General features: G+C 71.6%; 13 protein-coding genes and 1 pseudogene. 5 read left to right on the forward strand and 9 right to left on the reverse strand.

What is annotated here, in order from left to right; genetic code table 11:
- The 3 genes and pseudogenes from BKE38_RS19055 to BKE38_RS19065 form a co-directional block, all read right to left on the reverse strand.
- Positions 1-352 (reverse strand): annotated as a pseudogene (locus BKE38_RS19055) (hypothetical protein); the annotation flags it as partial.
- Between the two features lie 76 nt (positions 353-428).
- The gene (locus BKE38_RS19060) at positions 429-2627 is read right to left on the reverse strand and encodes a TonB-dependent siderophore receptor (protein ID WP_076958849.1); all 2199 of its coding nucleotides are present in this window, start codon (positions 2625-2627) and stop codon (positions 429-431) included.
- Between the two features lie 159 nt (positions 2628-2786).
- Positions 2787-3593, reverse strand: coding sequence for a helix-turn-helix domain-containing protein (locus tag BKE38_RS19065; protein ID WP_076958850.1), 807 nt, complete (start codon positions 3591-3593; stop codon positions 2787-2789).
- Positions 3594-3655: 62 nt separating this feature from the next.
- Here BKE38_RS19065 and BKE38_RS19070 point away from each other — a divergent pair, with 62 nt between their 5' ends.
- The 3 genes from BKE38_RS19070 to BKE38_RS19080 all read left to right on the forward strand — a co-directional run bounded on the left by BKE38_RS19070 (position 3656) and on the right by BKE38_RS19080 (position 6372).
- The gene (locus BKE38_RS19070) at positions 3656-4990 is read left to right on the forward strand and encodes a D-amino acid dehydrogenase (RefSeq protein WP_278247630.1); all 1335 of its coding nucleotides are present in this window, start codon (positions 3656-3658) and stop codon (positions 4988-4990) included.
- Positions 4987-5889, forward strand: a complete 903-nt coding sequence (locus BKE38_RS19075; protein ID WP_131829652.1) for a LysR family transcriptional regulator — start codon at positions 4987-4989, stop codon at positions 5887-5889. The genes BKE38_RS19070 and BKE38_RS19075 overlap by 4 nt, the downstream gene beginning before the upstream one ends.
- A gap of 96 nt (positions 5890-5985) precedes the next feature.
- Entirely contained in the window at positions 5986-6372 is a 387-nt protein-coding gene (locus tag BKE38_RS19080; protein WP_076958853.1) for a hypothetical protein, read from the forward strand.
- Between the two features lie 34 nt (positions 6373-6406).
- On the opposite strand, the gene BKE38_RS19085 is transcribed toward BKE38_RS19080, so the two are convergent.
- Genes BKE38_RS19085 through BKE38_RS19105 form a run of 5 tightly spaced genes read right to left on the reverse strand, consistent with a single transcriptional unit; the run spans position 6407 to position 11432 of the window.
- Entirely contained in the window at positions 6407-7390 is a 984-nt protein-coding gene (locus BKE38_RS19085; RefSeq protein ID WP_076958854.1) for a Bug family tripartite tricarboxylate transporter substrate binding protein, read from the reverse strand.
- 22 nt (positions 7391-7412) lie between these two features.
- Positions 7413-8639 (reverse strand): CaiB/BaiF CoA transferase family protein, encoded by a 1227-nt coding sequence (locus tag BKE38_RS19090; RefSeq protein ID WP_076958855.1) that lies wholly within the window; start codon positions 8637-8639, stop codon positions 7413-7415.
- Positions 8640-8649: 10 nt separating this feature from the next.
- Complete coding sequence (locus BKE38_RS19095; protein ID WP_083747678.1) at positions 8650-9639, reverse strand: Bug family tripartite tricarboxylate transporter substrate binding protein; 990 nt, start codon at positions 9637-9639, stop codon at positions 8650-8652.
- 34 nt (positions 9640-9673) lie between these two features.
- Positions 9674-10570, reverse strand: a complete 897-nt coding sequence (locus tag BKE38_RS19100; RefSeq protein ID WP_207553611.1) for an HpcH/HpaI aldolase/citrate lyase family protein — start codon at positions 10568-10570, stop codon at positions 9674-9676.
- Between the two features lie 10 nt (positions 10571-10580).
- A complete protein-coding gene (locus BKE38_RS19105) occupies positions 10581-11432 on the reverse strand; it encodes an amidohydrolase family protein (RefSeq protein WP_076958856.1) in 852 nt (283 codons plus the stop codon).
- Positions 11433-11589: 157 nt separating this feature from the next.
- On the opposite strand from BKE38_RS19105, the gene BKE38_RS19110 reads away from it, so the two are divergent.
- Both BKE38_RS19110 and BKE38_RS19115 read left to right on the forward strand, forming a co-directional pair.
- Positions 11590-12489 carry a LysR family transcriptional regulator gene (locus tag BKE38_RS19110; protein WP_076958857.1) on the forward strand — a complete coding sequence of 300 codons (900 nt, stop codon included), beginning with the start codon at positions 11590-11592 and terminating at the stop codon, positions 12487-12489.
- Positions 12490-12551: 62 nt separating this feature from the next.
- A complete protein-coding gene (locus BKE38_RS19115) occupies positions 12552-13259 on the forward strand; it encodes a hypothetical protein (RefSeq protein ID WP_076958858.1) in 708 nt (235 codons plus the stop codon).
- 46 nt (positions 13260-13305) lie between these two features.
- Here BKE38_RS19115 and BKE38_RS19120 read toward each other — a convergent pair.
- On the reverse strand, positions 13306-14820 hold a 1515-nt coding region (locus BKE38_RS19120; protein ID WP_367596007.1), incomplete at its 5' end, for a DcaP family trimeric outer membrane transporter.

Consider the following 14820-nt stretch of genomic DNA (forward strand, 5'->3'; position numbering starts at 1 on the left):
CCGGCGCGCCGGCCAGCAGCGCCTCGATCGACAGCCCGCCATTGCGGCCGCGGGCGATCACCGGCACCGCCTCGGCCGCCGGGAAGCGGGTCCGCACCGCGGCATAGTCGGGCGGGTTCATGGTGCGCAGGTCGTCGCCCCAGCCGGTGACGAGGGCCACCGGCTCGGGATGGATCAGCCCCATGGCCAGGACATGCCGCGCCTGGGTCAGCGCGATGCGGGTCGCCGGCTTCGCCAGCCGGACGCGGCGGCCCATGATGTCGGTGATCTCGATCGGGCCGGCGGCGCGCGCCAGGCGGGGCGTGGCCAGCGTTGCGGCCATGAAGCCTGCGATCAGCGAACGACGATGCATGCGGCACTCCTGCGCGCGGTCCTGCCGCGCGATATCGGCGGCCGCCCTGCGATGCGCAAGGCGGCAGCAGCCCGGCTTACCAGCGCACCCGCAGCGAGCCCAGCACCATCCGGCCATTGCCGAAATAGCAGGCCGTGGCGGTGGAGCAGCTGGCGACATAGTCCTTGTCGGCGATGTTGCTGGCATTCACCGCCAGCTCCAGCCCGCGGGCGCTTTCGAAACGCTCGCCGAAGTCGTAGCGGATGGCCGCGTCGAACAGCGTCGCCGCATCGACCTTGAAGGTGTTGGTGTCGTTGCCGTAGGTCTCGCCGACATAGCGGACGCCGCCGCCGACCGAGAGGCCGCGCAGCGCGCCGTCGCGGAAGCGGTAGTTGGCCCAGCCGCTCGCCATGTGGCGCGGCACCTGCGGCACGTCGCTGCCCTGCACGCCGGCATTGTTGGACTCGGTGATCTCGGCATGGGTGTAGGCATAGGCGCCGATCAGGTCGAGGCTGTCGGTCAGGCTGGCCCGCGCCTCCAGCTCGATGCCCCTCGAGCGGATCTCGCCCTGGGCGATGCTGTAGGTCAGGTACTGCGCGTCCTGGGTCAGCACGTTCTGCTGGGTGATCTGGAAGGCAGCCAGCTGGACGAAGCTGTTCATGCCCGGCGGCTGGTACTTGATGCCGACCTCGAACTGCTCGCCGGTCGTCGGCTCGAAGGTGCCGCCGCCGCGCTGCGGCGCCTGGGTGCCGGTGTTCGGCAGGAAGGAGGTCGAGTAGCTGGCATAGGGCGCGAGGCCGTTGTCGAACAGGTACAGCGCGCCGGCGCGCCAGGTCACCTTGTCGTCGTTCTGCGAGGAGATGACGTTGTCGGCGCCGCTGGCCAGGTGCGTCGTGGTGCCGATGCTGGCGCGGTCGTAGCGCAGGCCGAGGTTGAAGCGCCAGCGGCCCAGCGCGATCTGGTCCTGCGCGTAGAAGCCGACCTGGTCCAGGTTCTGGTTGGTCAGCCCCGCCGGCGTGGTCTGGATCGCCGGGATGTTCTGCCAGTAGACGGGGGCGAAGATGTCGAGCGTCGGCGCGGTGCCCAGCCCCTGCCGCGCGCGGGCCGAGGTGCGCTGCCAGTCGACGCCGAACAGCGCGGTGTGCCGCAGCGCGCCGGTGGAGAAGCTGGCCTGGGCCTGGTTGTCCAGCGCATAGGCATTGGCATGGTCGGAGACATAGGTCGCGCTGCGCGTGCCCGTCCGGCCATCGGCGCCGATCGAGCGGATCGAGATGACGTTCACCTCGGCATCGACATGGCTGTAGCGGAAGTTCTGCCGGAGCGTCCAGGTGTCGTTCAGCCGGTGCTCCAGCTGGTAGCCAATCGAGGCCTGCTCGCGCTGGTACTTGTCGAAGGCCGGGTCGCCGCCGAAGAAGCTGCGCGGCAGCCGGCCGTTGCGGTTGGCCAGCACCGTGCCCGTGGCGGGCACGAAGTTGTAGAAGCCGCCCTTCGGATCGTTCTGGTAGGAGGCCAGCACGGTGATGCTGGTGTTGTCGTCCGGCCGCCAGGTCAGCGCCGGCGCGATGGCGATGCGCTCCTCCTCGGCCACGTCGTATTGCGTGTCCGCCTTCCGCGCCATGCCGGTCAGGCGGTAGCTGAAGGTGCCGTCCGAGGTCAGCGGCCCGCCGAAGTCGAACAGCGTCTGCATCAGCCCATTGGTGCCGGTCTCAAGCCGCACCTCATGCGTGGGCGTGCTGGTCGGGCGGCGGCTGACCAGGTTCACCAGGCCGCCGGCGCCGGTCTGGCCATAGAGCACGGAAGCCGGGCCGCGCAGCACCTCGATCCGCTCCATCAGCCAGGGATCGGTGTTGGGCACGCCGAAATAGAGGCCGCGGCCCTGGCGGAGGCCATCCTGGAAATTGACGAAGGCGGCGCTGGTGCCCTGGCCGCCGAAGCCGCGCACGAAGACGCTGTCGTAGCGCGCCGAGGGCCGCACCTCGCCCAGCACGCCGGCGGTGTAGCGCAGCGCCTGGCTGACGCTCAGCGCGCCCTGGTCGTCGATCTGGTCGCGGGTAACGACGCCGACCGACTGCGGCGCCTCGATCAGCGGCGTGTCGGTCTTCGATCCCGTGGTCGTCACCGGCGCCACATAGCCCGGCGTATGCTCCCAGGCGCGCCAGGCGGTGGCCTGGACATCGACGTCGGGCAGCACCGTCGCCGGCGGCGCCGTTTGCGCCTGCGCGCCGGCCTGCATCCCCAGCGCCATCACCGCGGCCGAGGCCAGGAGGAGGGAACGCAGGGGAAGCGAGCGCGGCATGGCGGAGATCCGTTCGTGGCGTTTTGACGATAACGTCGGTGCCCCGTTCTTTCACGACTGCGACTTACTCGCAACAAGCCTTTGTTGCTTTCCGACCGCGCTGTGGCCGAACCGCCACATTCCGCCGCCTTACCCCATTCTAATATAACGCTTTTCGCATCAAGCCTGCAGCGCCCGCAGCCGCGCCGCCGTCTCCGCATCGGCCGGGTAGAAGGCCTCGATCGCCAGCTCCGACAGGCTGACCTCCAGCGGCGTGCCGAAGACCGTGGTGGTCGAGATCAGCGCCAGCCGTCCCGCCGGACCGTCCAGCAGCAGCGGCACGGCGATGCCCGGCGTCACGGCATGTGCCGTCTCGGGGAAGGGCCCGCCCAGCCGCGCCAGCTCCTGCGCCAGGACAGAAAGCTGCGCATCGCCGCTGGCCGCCACCTGCCGCCGCAGCCGCGCCAGGATATGCGCCCGCCACTCGGCCAGATTGCCGATCCGCGGCGCCAGCCCGCCCGGATGCAGGCTCAGCCGCAGCACGTTGATCGGGGGGCGCAGCAGCGACGGCTCACTGACGCCGGCCAGCAGCGGCGCCACCGCGGCATTCGCCTCCACCATCTGCCAATGCCGGTCCACCGCCAGCGCCGGGTTCGCCCCATGCGCCGCCAGCATCGCCCGCAGCACCGCCGACACCGCCGGATCGGTCAGCGGGCGATCGGCGAAGCAGGGCGCATAGCCCGCGGCCAGCAGCAGCGCGTTGCAGTCGCGCAGCGGGACCTCCAGCTGTTCCGCCAGGCGCAGCACCATCTCGCGGCTGGGGGACACCCGGCCGCTCTCCACGCAGCTCAAATGCCGCTGCGACACGCCGGCCTCCAGCGACAACGCCATCTGGCTCAGGCGCCGGCGCTGCCGCCAGACGCGCAGCTGAGCTCCAACCGGAATCGCATCCATCAAGGCAGCATAGCAAGAAAGCACCGGGGGCATTGAATGCCCCCGGACCCCCACATCAATATAGCCTCAAGCTATTATGGCCGACGAATCGCCATTTGAAACGGAATGAGCCGGCGCGCACACTCCCGCTCCCCCCGGAGCTCGGCCCCATGCATATCTGCGTCCTCGGCGGCGGCGTCATCGGCGTCACCACGGCCTGGTCCCTCGCCCGGCGCGGCTGCCAGGTGACCCTGCTGGAGGCCGGCCCGGAGCTCGCCCGCGGCGCCAGCCAGGCCAACGGGGCGCAGCTTTCCTACAGTTACGTCGCGCCGCTGGCCTCGCCCGACACGCTGCGCCACCTGCCCGCCATGCTGCTGCAGGGCGAGGGCGCCCTGCGCTTCCGCCCCGAATTCAGCCCGGCGCAATGGCGCTGGTGCCTGTCCTTCCTGCGCGCCTGCACCGGCAGCCGCGCCGCCCGCACCACCGCCGAGCTCCTGGCCCTCGGCGCCTATAGCCGGCAGCAATTGCACGCCCTGCTGGCCGAGACCCCCATCGACTTCGACCATTCCTATTCCGGCAAGCTGGTGCTCTATCGCGACCCGGCGGCCTTCGCCGTCGCCCGCGCCCAGATGGCGCTGCAGGCCAGCCTGGGCAGCGAGCAATCCGCCCTCGACCGCGACGCCTGCATCGCGCTCGAGCCGGCCCTCGCCGGCTTCGGCGGCCCGTTGACCGGCGCCATCCACACCCCCTCGGAAGAGACCGGCGACTGCCGCCGCTTCACCGAGGGCCTGGCGGCGCTGGCTTCCGAACGCCACGGCGTCCGCATCCTGACCAGCCAGCCCGCCCGCCGCTTGGTCCGCGAGGGTGGCCGCATCCGCGCCGTCGAAACCGCGGGCGGCGCCGTCGAGGCCGATGGCTTCGTCCTCGCCACCGGCACGGCCAGCGGCGCGTTGATGGCGCCCCTCGGCGTCGCCCTGCCGGTCTATCCCCTGCGCGGCTACAGCCTCACCGCGCCGATCACGCCCAAGGGCCCGCGCCTGTCCATCACCGACCTGCACCACAAGATCGTCTTCGCCCCGCTCGGCGGCCGGCTGCGCGTCGCCGGCATGGTCGATCTCGGCCGCGCCGTCGATGCCACGGAAAGCGCCCGCCTCGCCCTGCTGCAGCGCCAGGCCCGGACGGCGCTGCCGGAGGCCGCCGATTACGACCGGGCGGAGACCTGGCGCGGCGCGCGTCCGGCCTCGCCGGACAGCAAGCCCTTCATCGGCGCCACGCCTTACTCGAATCTCTGGCTGAACACCGGCCATGGCGCGCTGGGCTTCACCTTCGCCGCCGGCAGCGCAGGGCTGGTCGCCGACCTGGTGACGGGCGCGACGCCGGCCCTGCCGCTCGATCCCTTCAGCCTGGACCGCCGCTGGCAGATGGCGCCGCCGCTCGCGCAAGCCGCGTGACCGGCAAAACCCGTCCGCGCATCCCGATGCGGCTGCGCCATATCGAGCTGTTCCATGCGGTGATGCAGGCCGGCTCGCTCTCCGGCGCCGCGGCGGCGCTGGCCATCGCCCAGCCCTCGGCCAGCAAGATGCTGGCAGCCGCCGAAGCCGATCTCGGAATTGTCCTGTTCACCCGCCGACAGGGATCGCTGCGACCCACGCCCGAAGCCCTGGCGCTGTTCGAACAGACGAAAAAATTCCAGCAGAGCCTGGATCAGGTGCGCCGCGTCGCCGGCAACCTGGCCGAGCATCCCGGCGGGCGGCTGCGCATCGGCTGCATCCCGAGCCTCGGCCTGAACCTGATCCCCCGCGCCGTCGCTGGCTTCCAGCCGCGCTTCCCCGAGGTGATGCTGGAAATCCGCACCCACCACGCGGAAGAGCTCTGCGCCCAGCTGCTGCGCCGCGACCTGGACATCGCCATCGCCTTCGACCCCGCCTTGCCGCCCGGCATCCAGGCGAAGCCGCTCGGCCGGGCGCGCGTCGTCTACCTGCCGCCCGCGGGCGAGCCGCCCCCCGCCGGCGCCACCCGGCTGGAGGACCTGCCGGAGCACGGCTGGATCGGCATTGGCCGCGAGGATCCGCTGGGCCGCATCCTGGCCGCGGCGCTGGAGGAGCGGGGCCTCGGCGACCGCGCCCCGGCGATGGAGGTGCGCACCTACTACCTGGCCCAGGCGCTGGTCGATTGCGGGCTGGGCCACGCCATCGTCGACGAGTTCACCGCCGCCGCCCGCCCCGGCGCCGCGCTGCATCTGCTGGAGCCGTCGCTGTCCATCGGCGTCTTCGCCCTGGGCACGCCGGACGGCCAGGCCATGCCGGCCTTCGCCCGCTTTGCCGAGGCGGTGGGCGCCCTGCTGCGATAGCGGATCCCTATCGCGGGGATAGAGGGGCTCACCTGGACGAGAGGATCGGTTCAGGTGACAGTCGCGCCAACGCAACGTCTCTGGAACACTCCCGCCATGCGCAGCCTCCGCACCGCCTTCCTGCTGGCCCTCGCCCCCGCCGTGATGGCCGTGGCCCCGGCCGCCGCCCAGCAGCAATGGTCCGGCGCCAGCCTGACCTTCACCGCGCCCGCGAACTGCCGCCTGGCCGTCGAGCGCGCCTTCCTGCAGGGCTCCGGCTGGAGCGCCAGCATCCGCGTGGTGCTGCGCAACCGCAGCGCGCAGACGCTGACGGTGCGCGGCGATGCCGAGCTGCAGGGCAACGGCCAGCGCAAGAGCGCCCCCTTCGGCCCGCGGATCATCGCCGGCAACGAGGCCGCCGAGGTCACCCTGCTGAACCCCTATGGCGGCTCCCTGGACGGCAGCCGCCTGACGGTCAGGGTGCTGAACTGCCCGGCCGGCTGATCGGGCAGTCGGGCGCCGGGATCAGCCACCGGAATTAGCCGATGGTGATCCCGGCCTCCTTGATCAGCTTGCCCCATTTCTCGATCTCGCCGCGCAGGAAGCCGGAGAAGGCCTCCGGCGACATCGGGCTGGCGCGCACGCCGATGCCGGCCAGCCGCTCGACCAGCTCTGCCTCGGCCAGCGTCTGGTTCAGCGCGGTGTTCATCGTGGCGACGATGGCGGGGGGCAGGCCGGCGGGGGCGTAGAGCCCGTGCCATTCCAGGCTGCGATAGCCCGGCAGCGTCTCGGCGACCGAGGGCACGCCCGGCAGCCGCGCGACCGCGGTGTCGTCGGTATGCGCGATCACCCGCAGCTTGTCCTGCCCGTGCAGCGGCAGCGCCGAGGTCGCCGTCGACAGGATCATGCTGATCCGCCCGGCGCGCAGGTCGTTCTGCGCCGCCGGCGCGTCGCGATAGGGCACATGGGTGATCTCGACGCCGGCGGTGCGGTTGAACAGCTCCAGCGCCAGGTGCTGCGAGGAGCCGGTGCCGGTGCTGGCGCAGGTCAGCTCGCCCGGGCTTTTCTTCGCCAGCGCGATCAGCTGGGCGACCGTGTTGGCCGGGCAGGCGGGGCCCAGCAGCAGGGTGTTCGGCACCGTGACGATGGCGCCGACGGGGGAGAAATCGCGCAGCGGGTCATAGGGCAGGCGCGGCAGCAGCGCCGGGTTGATGGCAAAGCCGCTGGCATCGTGCAGGAAGCTGTAGCCGTCGGGCTTGGACTGTGCCACCGCGGCGGCGGCGATGCTGCCGCCGGCACCGGCGCGGTTCTCGATGACGAAGGGCTGGCCCAGCTTCTTCTCGACGCGCTGGAACACCAGCCGCGCCACCGTGTCCACCGCGCCACCGGCGCCGTAGCTGACGACGATGCGCACCGGCCGCGCCGGCCAGGTCTCCTGCGCCCGCGCCGCGCCGAGCGGCAGCAGCGCAAGCCCGGCGCCGGCGAGCAGTCCGCGGCGGCCGAAAGGCGTGTTGGCGATCATTCTCTTGGATTCCGTTCGTTGCTCAGCCGCGGATCACGCCGGCGGCCGACAGTCGGGTGAATTCGTCCTCGCCCAGCGCCGGGCGCAGGACTTCGTCATTGTGCTCGCCGAGCTTCGGCGCCCGCCGCGCCAGCACCCCGGGCGTCGCCGACAGCCGCGGCACCATGCCATGCATCGGGACGAAGCCGCCGGGCATGTCCTCGTCCGGCACCTCGATCAGCGCCTCGCGCTCGGCGACGTAATCGTCCTGCAGCAGGTCGGCGGCATCCATGATCGGGCCGATGGTGACGCCGGCGGCATCGAAATGCGCCAGCACCTCGGCCTTGTCGCGGGCGCCGATATAGTCGCCGATGATGGCGTCCAGCGCCTGCCAGTTCGCCAGCCGGTCCGGATTGGTGCGGAAGCGCGGATCGGTGATCAGCTCCTCGCGGCCGATCGAGCGCAGCAGCTTCTCCGTCATGCCCTGGGTCGAGGAGGACAGGCAGACCCAGCCGCCGTCGCGGCAGCGATAGGCGTTGCGCGGCGCCGTGTTGGTGCTGCGGCTGCCGGTGCGCACTTTCGTCTTCCCCGTCAGGCGATAATTCGCCGTCTGCGGGTCCATGACGGCGAGCATCGGGTCAATGAGGGACAGATCAATGACCTGGCCCTGGCCGGTGAGCTCGGCATGGCGCAGCGCGATGGTCGCCGATGCCGCGCCATAGATGCCGGCATAGCAATCGCCCATGAACATCGGCGGCAGCACCGGCTCGCGATCGGCGAAGCCGTTGACGGCGGCGAAGCCTGAATAGCCCTCGACCAGCGTGCCGAAGCCAGGCTTGTGGCGGAAGGGCCCGTCCTGGCCCCAGCCACTGATGCGCACGATCACCAGCTTCGGGTTGATCGCGTGCAGCACGTCGGGGCCGAGGCCCATCGCCTCCAGCACGCCGGGGCGGAAGCTCTCGAGGAGAATCCCGGCCTCGCGGGCCAGCTGGCGGACGACCTCCTGCGCCTCCGGATTGCGCAGCTCCAGGCAGATGCTCTTCTTGTTGCGGCACCAGCTTTTCCAGGAGGTCTCGACGCCCTTGACCTTCCAGGCGCGCAGCGTGTCGCCCTCCGGCGGCTCGACCTTGATCACCTCGGCGCCGTGATCGCCCAGCACCATGCTGAGCGTGTTGCCGGCGACGAGGCGGGCCAAGTCGAGCACGCGCACGCCGTCCAGCGGGCCGCGCGCCGTCGCGTCGAATTGCTTGCGATGCAGGCGGGATTCCATGCGGCTCACCTTATTCGATGCGGATATTCGCGGCGGTCGCCACCTGCTTCCAGCGGGCGATGTCCTCGCGCAGGAAGCCGTCGAAGGCCGCGGCGTCGCGGGTCTGCGGCTCGGCGCCCTCGCTGCGCAGGTATTGCGCCAGGCGGCCTTCGCTCAGCGCCTCGTTGGCGACCTTGTTGAGCTGGTCGAGGATCGGCTTCGGCGTGCCGCGGCGCGCCATCAGCCCCCACCAGATCTCGGCGCTGTAGTCGAGGCCGCTTTCCTTCGGCGTCGGCGCCTGCGGCCCGCTGGCCGGCCGCGATTCCGACGTCCAGCCCAGGATCTTCACGGACTGGTCCTTCACCAGGCCGGCCGCGGACGGCACCGTGGTGAACAGCAGCTGGATGGTGCCGGCGACCAGGTCGGTCGTCGCCGGGCCCATGCCGCGATAGGGAATATGCACCAGCTGCAGCCCGCCGGCACGCTGCGCGAAAAGCTCCGCGGACAGCTGGTTGATGCTGCCCGGCCCGGCCGAGCCGTAATCCACCTTGCCCGGATTGGCGCGGATATAGGTCACCGCCTCGGCCAGGGTATTGGCCGGGAAGTCCTTGGTCGCCAGCACCAGCAGCGGCGCCGTGGCGCAGAGCGCGACGCCCTCGAAATCGCCGGTCGCGTCATAGGGCGTCTTCTGCGTCGCGGCGGAGGTCGAGAAGGTCGAGGAGGTGACCAGCAGCGTGTAGCCATCCGGCGCCGAGCGCGCGACCTCGGCCGAGCCCAGGGTGCTGCCGGCGCCGGGGCGGTTCTCGACGACGAAGGGTTGGCCCAGGCGGCGCTGGAAATGCTCGGCCAGCGGGCGGGCGACGGCATCGTTCGAGCCGCCGGGCGTGAAGGGCACGATGACGCGCACGCTGCGCTGCGGCCAGGCGGCCTGGGCGCGCGACACGGAAGGCATGGCCAGCGCCCCGGCGGCGGCCCCCAGCAGCAGGCGGCGCGTCGGCGCCATGATCAGAGACTTGGACATTTCTTTCAGTTCCCGGACTTCATTTCAGTGTCGCTCAGGCTTTGGCGGGTTCAAGCCCCATCCGCGCGGCCAGCGCCAGCAGCGCGCGGGCGCTGGCGACGAAGGGGGCGTCGACCATCTGGCCATCGACCGTATAGGCGCCGATGCCGCGCGCCTCGGCATCCTCGGCGGCGGCGACCACGCGGGCGGCATGGGCCAGCGCCTTGGGCTGCGGCTGGAAGGCGGCGTTGACCACGGCGATCTGGCTCGGGTGGATGCAGGACTTCCCGGCCAAGCCCAGGCGCCGTGCCGCTTCGGCCTCGGCGCCGCAGCGCTCGGGCGAGGCGATGGCGGCGAGCGCGCCGTCGAAGGCCGGGATGCCGCCCTCGGCCGCGGCCAGCCGCACCTGGAGCCGCACCGATTGCAGCGCCGATTCCTCGTCGCGGGCGATGCCGAAGGGCTCGAACAGGTCGCCATAACCGATCTGCAGCCCCGCCAGCCGCGGATCGGCCGTCGCGATCTCGGCCGCCAGGCGCAGGCCTTTCGGCGTCTCGATATTGGCGAGGATGGCGATCGGGCCCAGGCCGGCGGCCTGTTCCGCGGCGGCGATCACGGCGACGGCGGCGCGGATATCCTCGCCGCTTTCGACCATCGGCAGGTTGATGACGTCGAGCCCCGGCCCGACGATGGCGGCGATATCCTCGGCGAAATGCGCGGTGCCCAGCGCGTTGACGCGGACGATGGCGATCTTGCCGGCGGCCGAGGGCGGCGCCGCGCGCAGCGTCTTCGCCACGGCGGCGCGGGCCTCGGCTTTGCGCTCCTCGGCGACGGCGTCTTCTAGATCGTAGCTCAGCGCATCGGCGGCCGAGGTCAGGGCCTTGGCAAACAGCTCCGGCCGGCTGCCAGGGACGAAAAGCTTGCTGCGCATGGCAGCGAGGGAGGTGGTGGTCATGCGGCCCTCCTCAGGCGAAACCGTAGAGCTGCGCAGGATTGTCGCGCAGGATGCGGGCGGCGCCGGCGTCGCTGCCGGCCCAGTCTGTCAGCAGGTCGATCAGCTGGGCGTCGTCCGGCTTGTGCGTCTTCTCGGTGACATGCGGCCAGTCGCTGCCCCAGACCATGCGGTCCGGCGCCTCGGCGACGAAGGCGCGGGCGATGCGGCCGGCATCGGCATAGGGCGCGCCGGTCGCGGTGTTCAGATAGGCGCCCGACAGCTTCACCCAGACATCGCCGCGCGCCAGCAGCCGCGCCACCACGCCGAAGCCGGCATGGTCCGGGCCCTCGGCGACGGGCAGCCGCGCCATGTGGTCGAAGACGATGGGGCAGGGCAGGTTGGCCAGGATCGCCTCGGCCTCGACGATCTGCGGGCCGGTCATGTGGATCTGCGCATGCCAGCCCAGCGGCGCAATCTTCGCCACCAGCGGCCGCAGCATCTCGAGCGTCACCAGCTGGTCGGCGGGATTCCACAGGCTGAAGCGCAGGCCGCGCACGCCGGCGTCGTGCAGCTTCCGCAGCAGCGCGGGCGTGGCCTGCTCCGGCGTCAGCACCGCGATGCCGCGGCCGTCCTCGCCCAGCTGCGCCAGCGCGTCGAGCAGGCAGGCGGGGTCGGTGCCGTGATGCTTGGCCTGGACCAGCACGGCGCGGGCGACGCCCAGCCGCCGCTGCAGCAGGCGGTAATCGGCCAGCGTCATCCCCGGCGAAGGACCGGCGCCCGTAAAACGGTCGTCGATGATGTGCAGATGCGCGTCGCAGGCGCCTTCCGGGACCGCCAGGCGCGGCGGGGCGCTGCCCGCGGAATTCGGCACGGCATGGCTCATGGCGCGCCGCTCCCGGCGTGCCGACGTTTCCTCATCCCGCGCATCCGGCGTGGATCCTGTTCTCTGTGGCGCCGTCGCCGGCGCAATGAACGCCATCCTGGCGCAGCCGCCGCTTCCCGTATAATGCAATTATGTGATCGATTAATGCGGGACGCGCATGCATCTGCCCATGGACGACATCCAGGCCTTCGTGAAGGTCGCCGAGCTCGGCAGCTTCAGCCGTGCCGCCGAGCAGCTGGCCCTGACCCAGACCGGGCTGACCCGCCGCATCCAGCGGCTGGAGGCCTATGTCGGGCTGACGCTGCTCGACCGCACCACGCGCCGCACCAGCCTGACCGCAGTCGGGCGCGAGTTCTTTCCCGTTGCGCAGAGGCTTGTCGCCGATCTGACCGAGGGGTTGCAGCGGCTGCGCACCACGGCGCGGCTCTCGGCCGGCGACGTCACCATCGCCACCATGCCCTCGGTCGCCTATCAGCGCCTGCCGCAGCTGCTGGCCGACTACGCGCGCCGCTTCCCGGCCAACCGCGTCATGCTGCTGGAACGCTCCGGCACCCAGGTCACCGAGGCGGTGCGCCGCGGCGAGGCCGAGTTCGGCATCCATATCGCCGGCGACCCGCTGCCCGACCTGGCCGAGGAGCTGCTGTCGACCGACCCGATGGTGCTGGTCTGCCACCCCGACCATCCGCTGGCCAGGGCGCTGCAGGTGGAATGGGAGCAGCTGGCCGGACATGACCTGGCGACGCTGGGCGGCGGCAGCGGCAACCGCGCGCCGGTCGAGCGGCAGCTGCGCCAGGCTGGACTGCCCGGCCGCGGCCGCTATGTCGTCGAAAGCACGCCGAGCGCCATGGCGCTGGCCGCCGCCGGCCTTGCCGCCGCCATCCTGCCTGCGCTGCCCGGCGGAAGCCCGCTGCTGCCGCGGCTCGTCGAGGTGCCGCTGGTGGCGCCGGTGATCCGCCGCTCGCTGAGCCTGGTGCGGCGGCGCGGCGAAAGCCTGGCGCCGGCGGCCGAGGCGCTCTACGCCATGCTGCGCGCCAGCAAAGCGACAGCGCGGGCGTGATTTGACCGCGGCGCCTGCCTGCCGGAGCGTGCCGGCGTGACCGCAACGGAGCCGAACCCGCCATGGGCAATCGCGCCGCGCTGATCCTGTCCTCCGGCGCGACGCCGGCGCAGGGCGTTCCCGACCTGGCTTACGGCACCAACAACTACACGGCGCCCTTCTGGTATGCCGCGCTGTCGGAGGCCGATCTGGAAGGCTGGGAAGCGTGCTGGCAGAAGCTGACGGCGGAAGAGCCTGCGCCCGAGGATTACGATGCCGCGACGCTCTGGCTGCCCTGGCCCGACGCGGAGGCGCGGCTGGTCGCTGCCGCGACGCGCGCCGAGGCCGAGGCGCCGCCCTGGGGCGCGCGCTTCATCGCCTGGCAGAATGCCTTGCGCGCGTTGGCGACAGAGAAGAAGGCGCGTTGGCTGGGCCTCGAGCTGACGGAAATCTTCGCCTTCCATGAGGAGCCGGCGACGATGGTGGCCGAGGCGCGCGACGGTCTTCGGGCGTTTCACGGCGCCGCGCCGATGCGGCTGGAGATGCCCGACAATCCCGAGCATCTCGGCGGCTATCCGGACTCGCCCGCGCTGCGCGGGGTCGAGGCGCCGCCGCGTCCCGTCGCGCCGCCGCAGCGACACTGGTGTGAGCTGAAGCATCTGCCCGCCAGCCTGCTGATCATCATCGGCATCTGGATCATCACGACATCCGTGCTGGCGACGCTGGCGGCGGCCTTGGTCATCCTCGGCGGGTTGGGCCTGCTGGTGATGAAGGGGCCGCGCGGCGCGTGAGCGCCGCGCGGCAGGTGCCGGCGAACAGCTCGCCCGCGCCCTTGCCTCAGAAGCGGTAGGTCGCCGTGGTCAGCAGCCGCTGGCCGACGCCGCGCCGCGCGCCTTCGGTGGAGCGCCCCAGCAGGCCGCGCTCGGCATAGTCGTATTCGACGCCGACATCGAGGTCGGGGATCGGCGACCAGACCAGGTTGGCGACGAACTGGTTGGTGGTGCGGTTCAGCTGGTTCTGGGTGGAGGCCGAGAAGTCCCGCGCATAGGAAGAGAAGCTGTTGCGGGCGAAGGCGCCGGCGACGGTGCTGCGCACGGTGTCGGTCCACCATTGCTGGTAGCCGAGCACGATGGTCGAGGTCTTCACCAGGTCGAGCGAGGCGCTGCGGGCCGTGACGCCGGAGAGCCCCGCATTGGTGGTGGCGCCGGAGCCGATCACCTCGAGATAGCGGCCGATGCCCTCGCCATAGGCGACGCGGCCGAAGGCGCGGCTCTTGCCGGCGGTGGTGACCGAGCCGCCGAGGGCCAGGCCATAGCCCCATTGCTCGCCGTCGAAGCGCTGCGCGGCGTCGACCGGCGCCTTGTTGGTGTAGTCGATGCGCCGCACCAGCCCCTGCAGCGCGACATTGCCCCAGCTGCCGGCATTCATCAGCCGCAGCACCAGGTCCGGCATGCGGTTGATGGCGACGGCCGGCGTGCTGCCGTCGGAATCCGGCACGCGGGAGCCGGCGTCGCTGGTGAAGTCGCTGACCGGGTTCTCCAGCGAGGCCGCCAGGCTGAAGCCGTCGCCGAGCGCCGCGGTGTAGCGGAGCTGCGCCTGGCGGAAGCCGGTCATGCCCAGATAGGTGTAGGAATCGAGGAACTCGGCATTGGCGGTGTCGCCGAACAGCGAGGTGGTCTGGCCCAGCGTGAAGCCGGCAAACTCGACATAGGCATGGCGCAGCCGCGGGATCCAGTTGCCCTGGCTGCTGGTGCTGGCGGTGCTCTGCGAACCGGCGAAATCCATCTCCAGCACGCTGCGCGCCACGCCATGCGCGGTGTCGGTGCGGGTCTCGACGCCGATGCGCGAGCGGCGCGCGCCGAACTGGAAGTCGCCGCCCTGGCGCGCCGCGGCGCCACGGGTCAGGGGCACGCTGTTGGCCGATTGCACGTCGCTGCGGTTGCGGCCCTCGAGGTCATAGGAGCCGGTCAGCCGGGCGAAGCCGTAGAGCCGCACCGAGGTCTCGGTGCCCGGGATCTTCACCGAGCGCGGGAAGCTGCCGGCGAGGCTGGGCTGCGCGGCCAGGCGCGAGCGGATCTGCTCCTGCTCGGCCTGGGCTCGGGCAGCGTCCGCGGCGCTGCGGGCTTGGGCGGCTTCCAGCGCCTGCAGTCGGTTCTGCAGCGCGTTGAGCTCGCCGCGCAGCGTGGCAGCGCTTTGCGCCGAGGCGGGGGCGGCGATCGCCAGGACGCCGAGCAGCGCGGCGCCGCCGAGCCAGAAGGCGCGAGAAGAAGAAGGGTTGGGCACTGGGGCGAAGTCTCCGGACAGGAACGAGGCGCCGGGCGCGGGGCCGGCCAGGCCAGCCGGGCAGGAGGG

The organism is Teichococcus deserti, assembly GCF_001982615.1.
In the GTDB taxonomy this organism is placed as follows: domain Bacteria; phylum Pseudomonadota; class Alphaproteobacteria; order Acetobacterales; family Acetobacteraceae; genus Pseudoroseomonas; species Pseudoroseomonas deserti.

What these genes read in the sequence shown, in the direction of transcription:
- BKE38_RS19065 (WP_076958850.1), bottom strand. Translation starts at nt 3,593, where the DNA reads ATGCCCCCGGTGCTTTCTTGCTATGCTGCCTTGATGGATGCGATTCCG.
- BKE38_RS19100 (WP_207553611.1), bottom strand. Translation starts at nt 10,570, where the DNA reads ATGACCACCACCTCCCTCGCTGCCATGCGCAGCAAGCTTTTCGTCCCT.
- BKE38_RS19095 (WP_083747678.1), bottom strand. Translation starts at nt 9,639, where the DNA reads ATGTCCAAGTCTCTGATCATGGCGCCGACGCGCCGCCTGCTGCTGGGG.
- BKE38_RS19110 (WP_076958857.1), top strand. Translation starts at nt 11,590, where the DNA reads ATGCATCTGCCCATGGACGACATCCAGGCCTTCGTGAAGGTCGCCGAG.
- BKE38_RS19090 (WP_076958855.1), bottom strand. Translation starts at nt 8,639, where the DNA reads ATGGAATCCCGCCTGCATCGCAAGCAATTCGACGCGACGGCGCGCGGC.
- BKE38_RS19115 (WP_076958858.1), top strand. Translation starts at nt 12,552, where the DNA reads ATGGGCAATCGCGCCGCGCTGATCCTGTCCTCCGGCGCGACGCCGGCG.
- BKE38_RS19105 (WP_076958856.1), bottom strand. Translation starts at nt 11,432, where the DNA reads ATGAGCCATGCCGTGCCGAATTCCGCGGGCAGCGCCCCGCCGCGCCTG.
- BKE38_RS19080 (WP_076958853.1), top strand. Translation starts at nt 5,986, where the DNA reads ATGCGCAGCCTCCGCACCGCCTTCCTGCTGGCCCTCGCCCCCGCCGTG.
- BKE38_RS19060 (WP_076958849.1), bottom strand. Translation starts at nt 2,627, where the DNA reads ATGCCGCGCTCGCTTCCCCTGCGTTCCCTCCTCCTGGCCTCGGCCGCG.
- BKE38_RS19085 (WP_076958854.1), bottom strand. Translation starts at nt 7,390, where the DNA reads ATGATCGCCAACACGCCTTTCGGCCGCCGCGGACTGCTCGCCGGCGCC.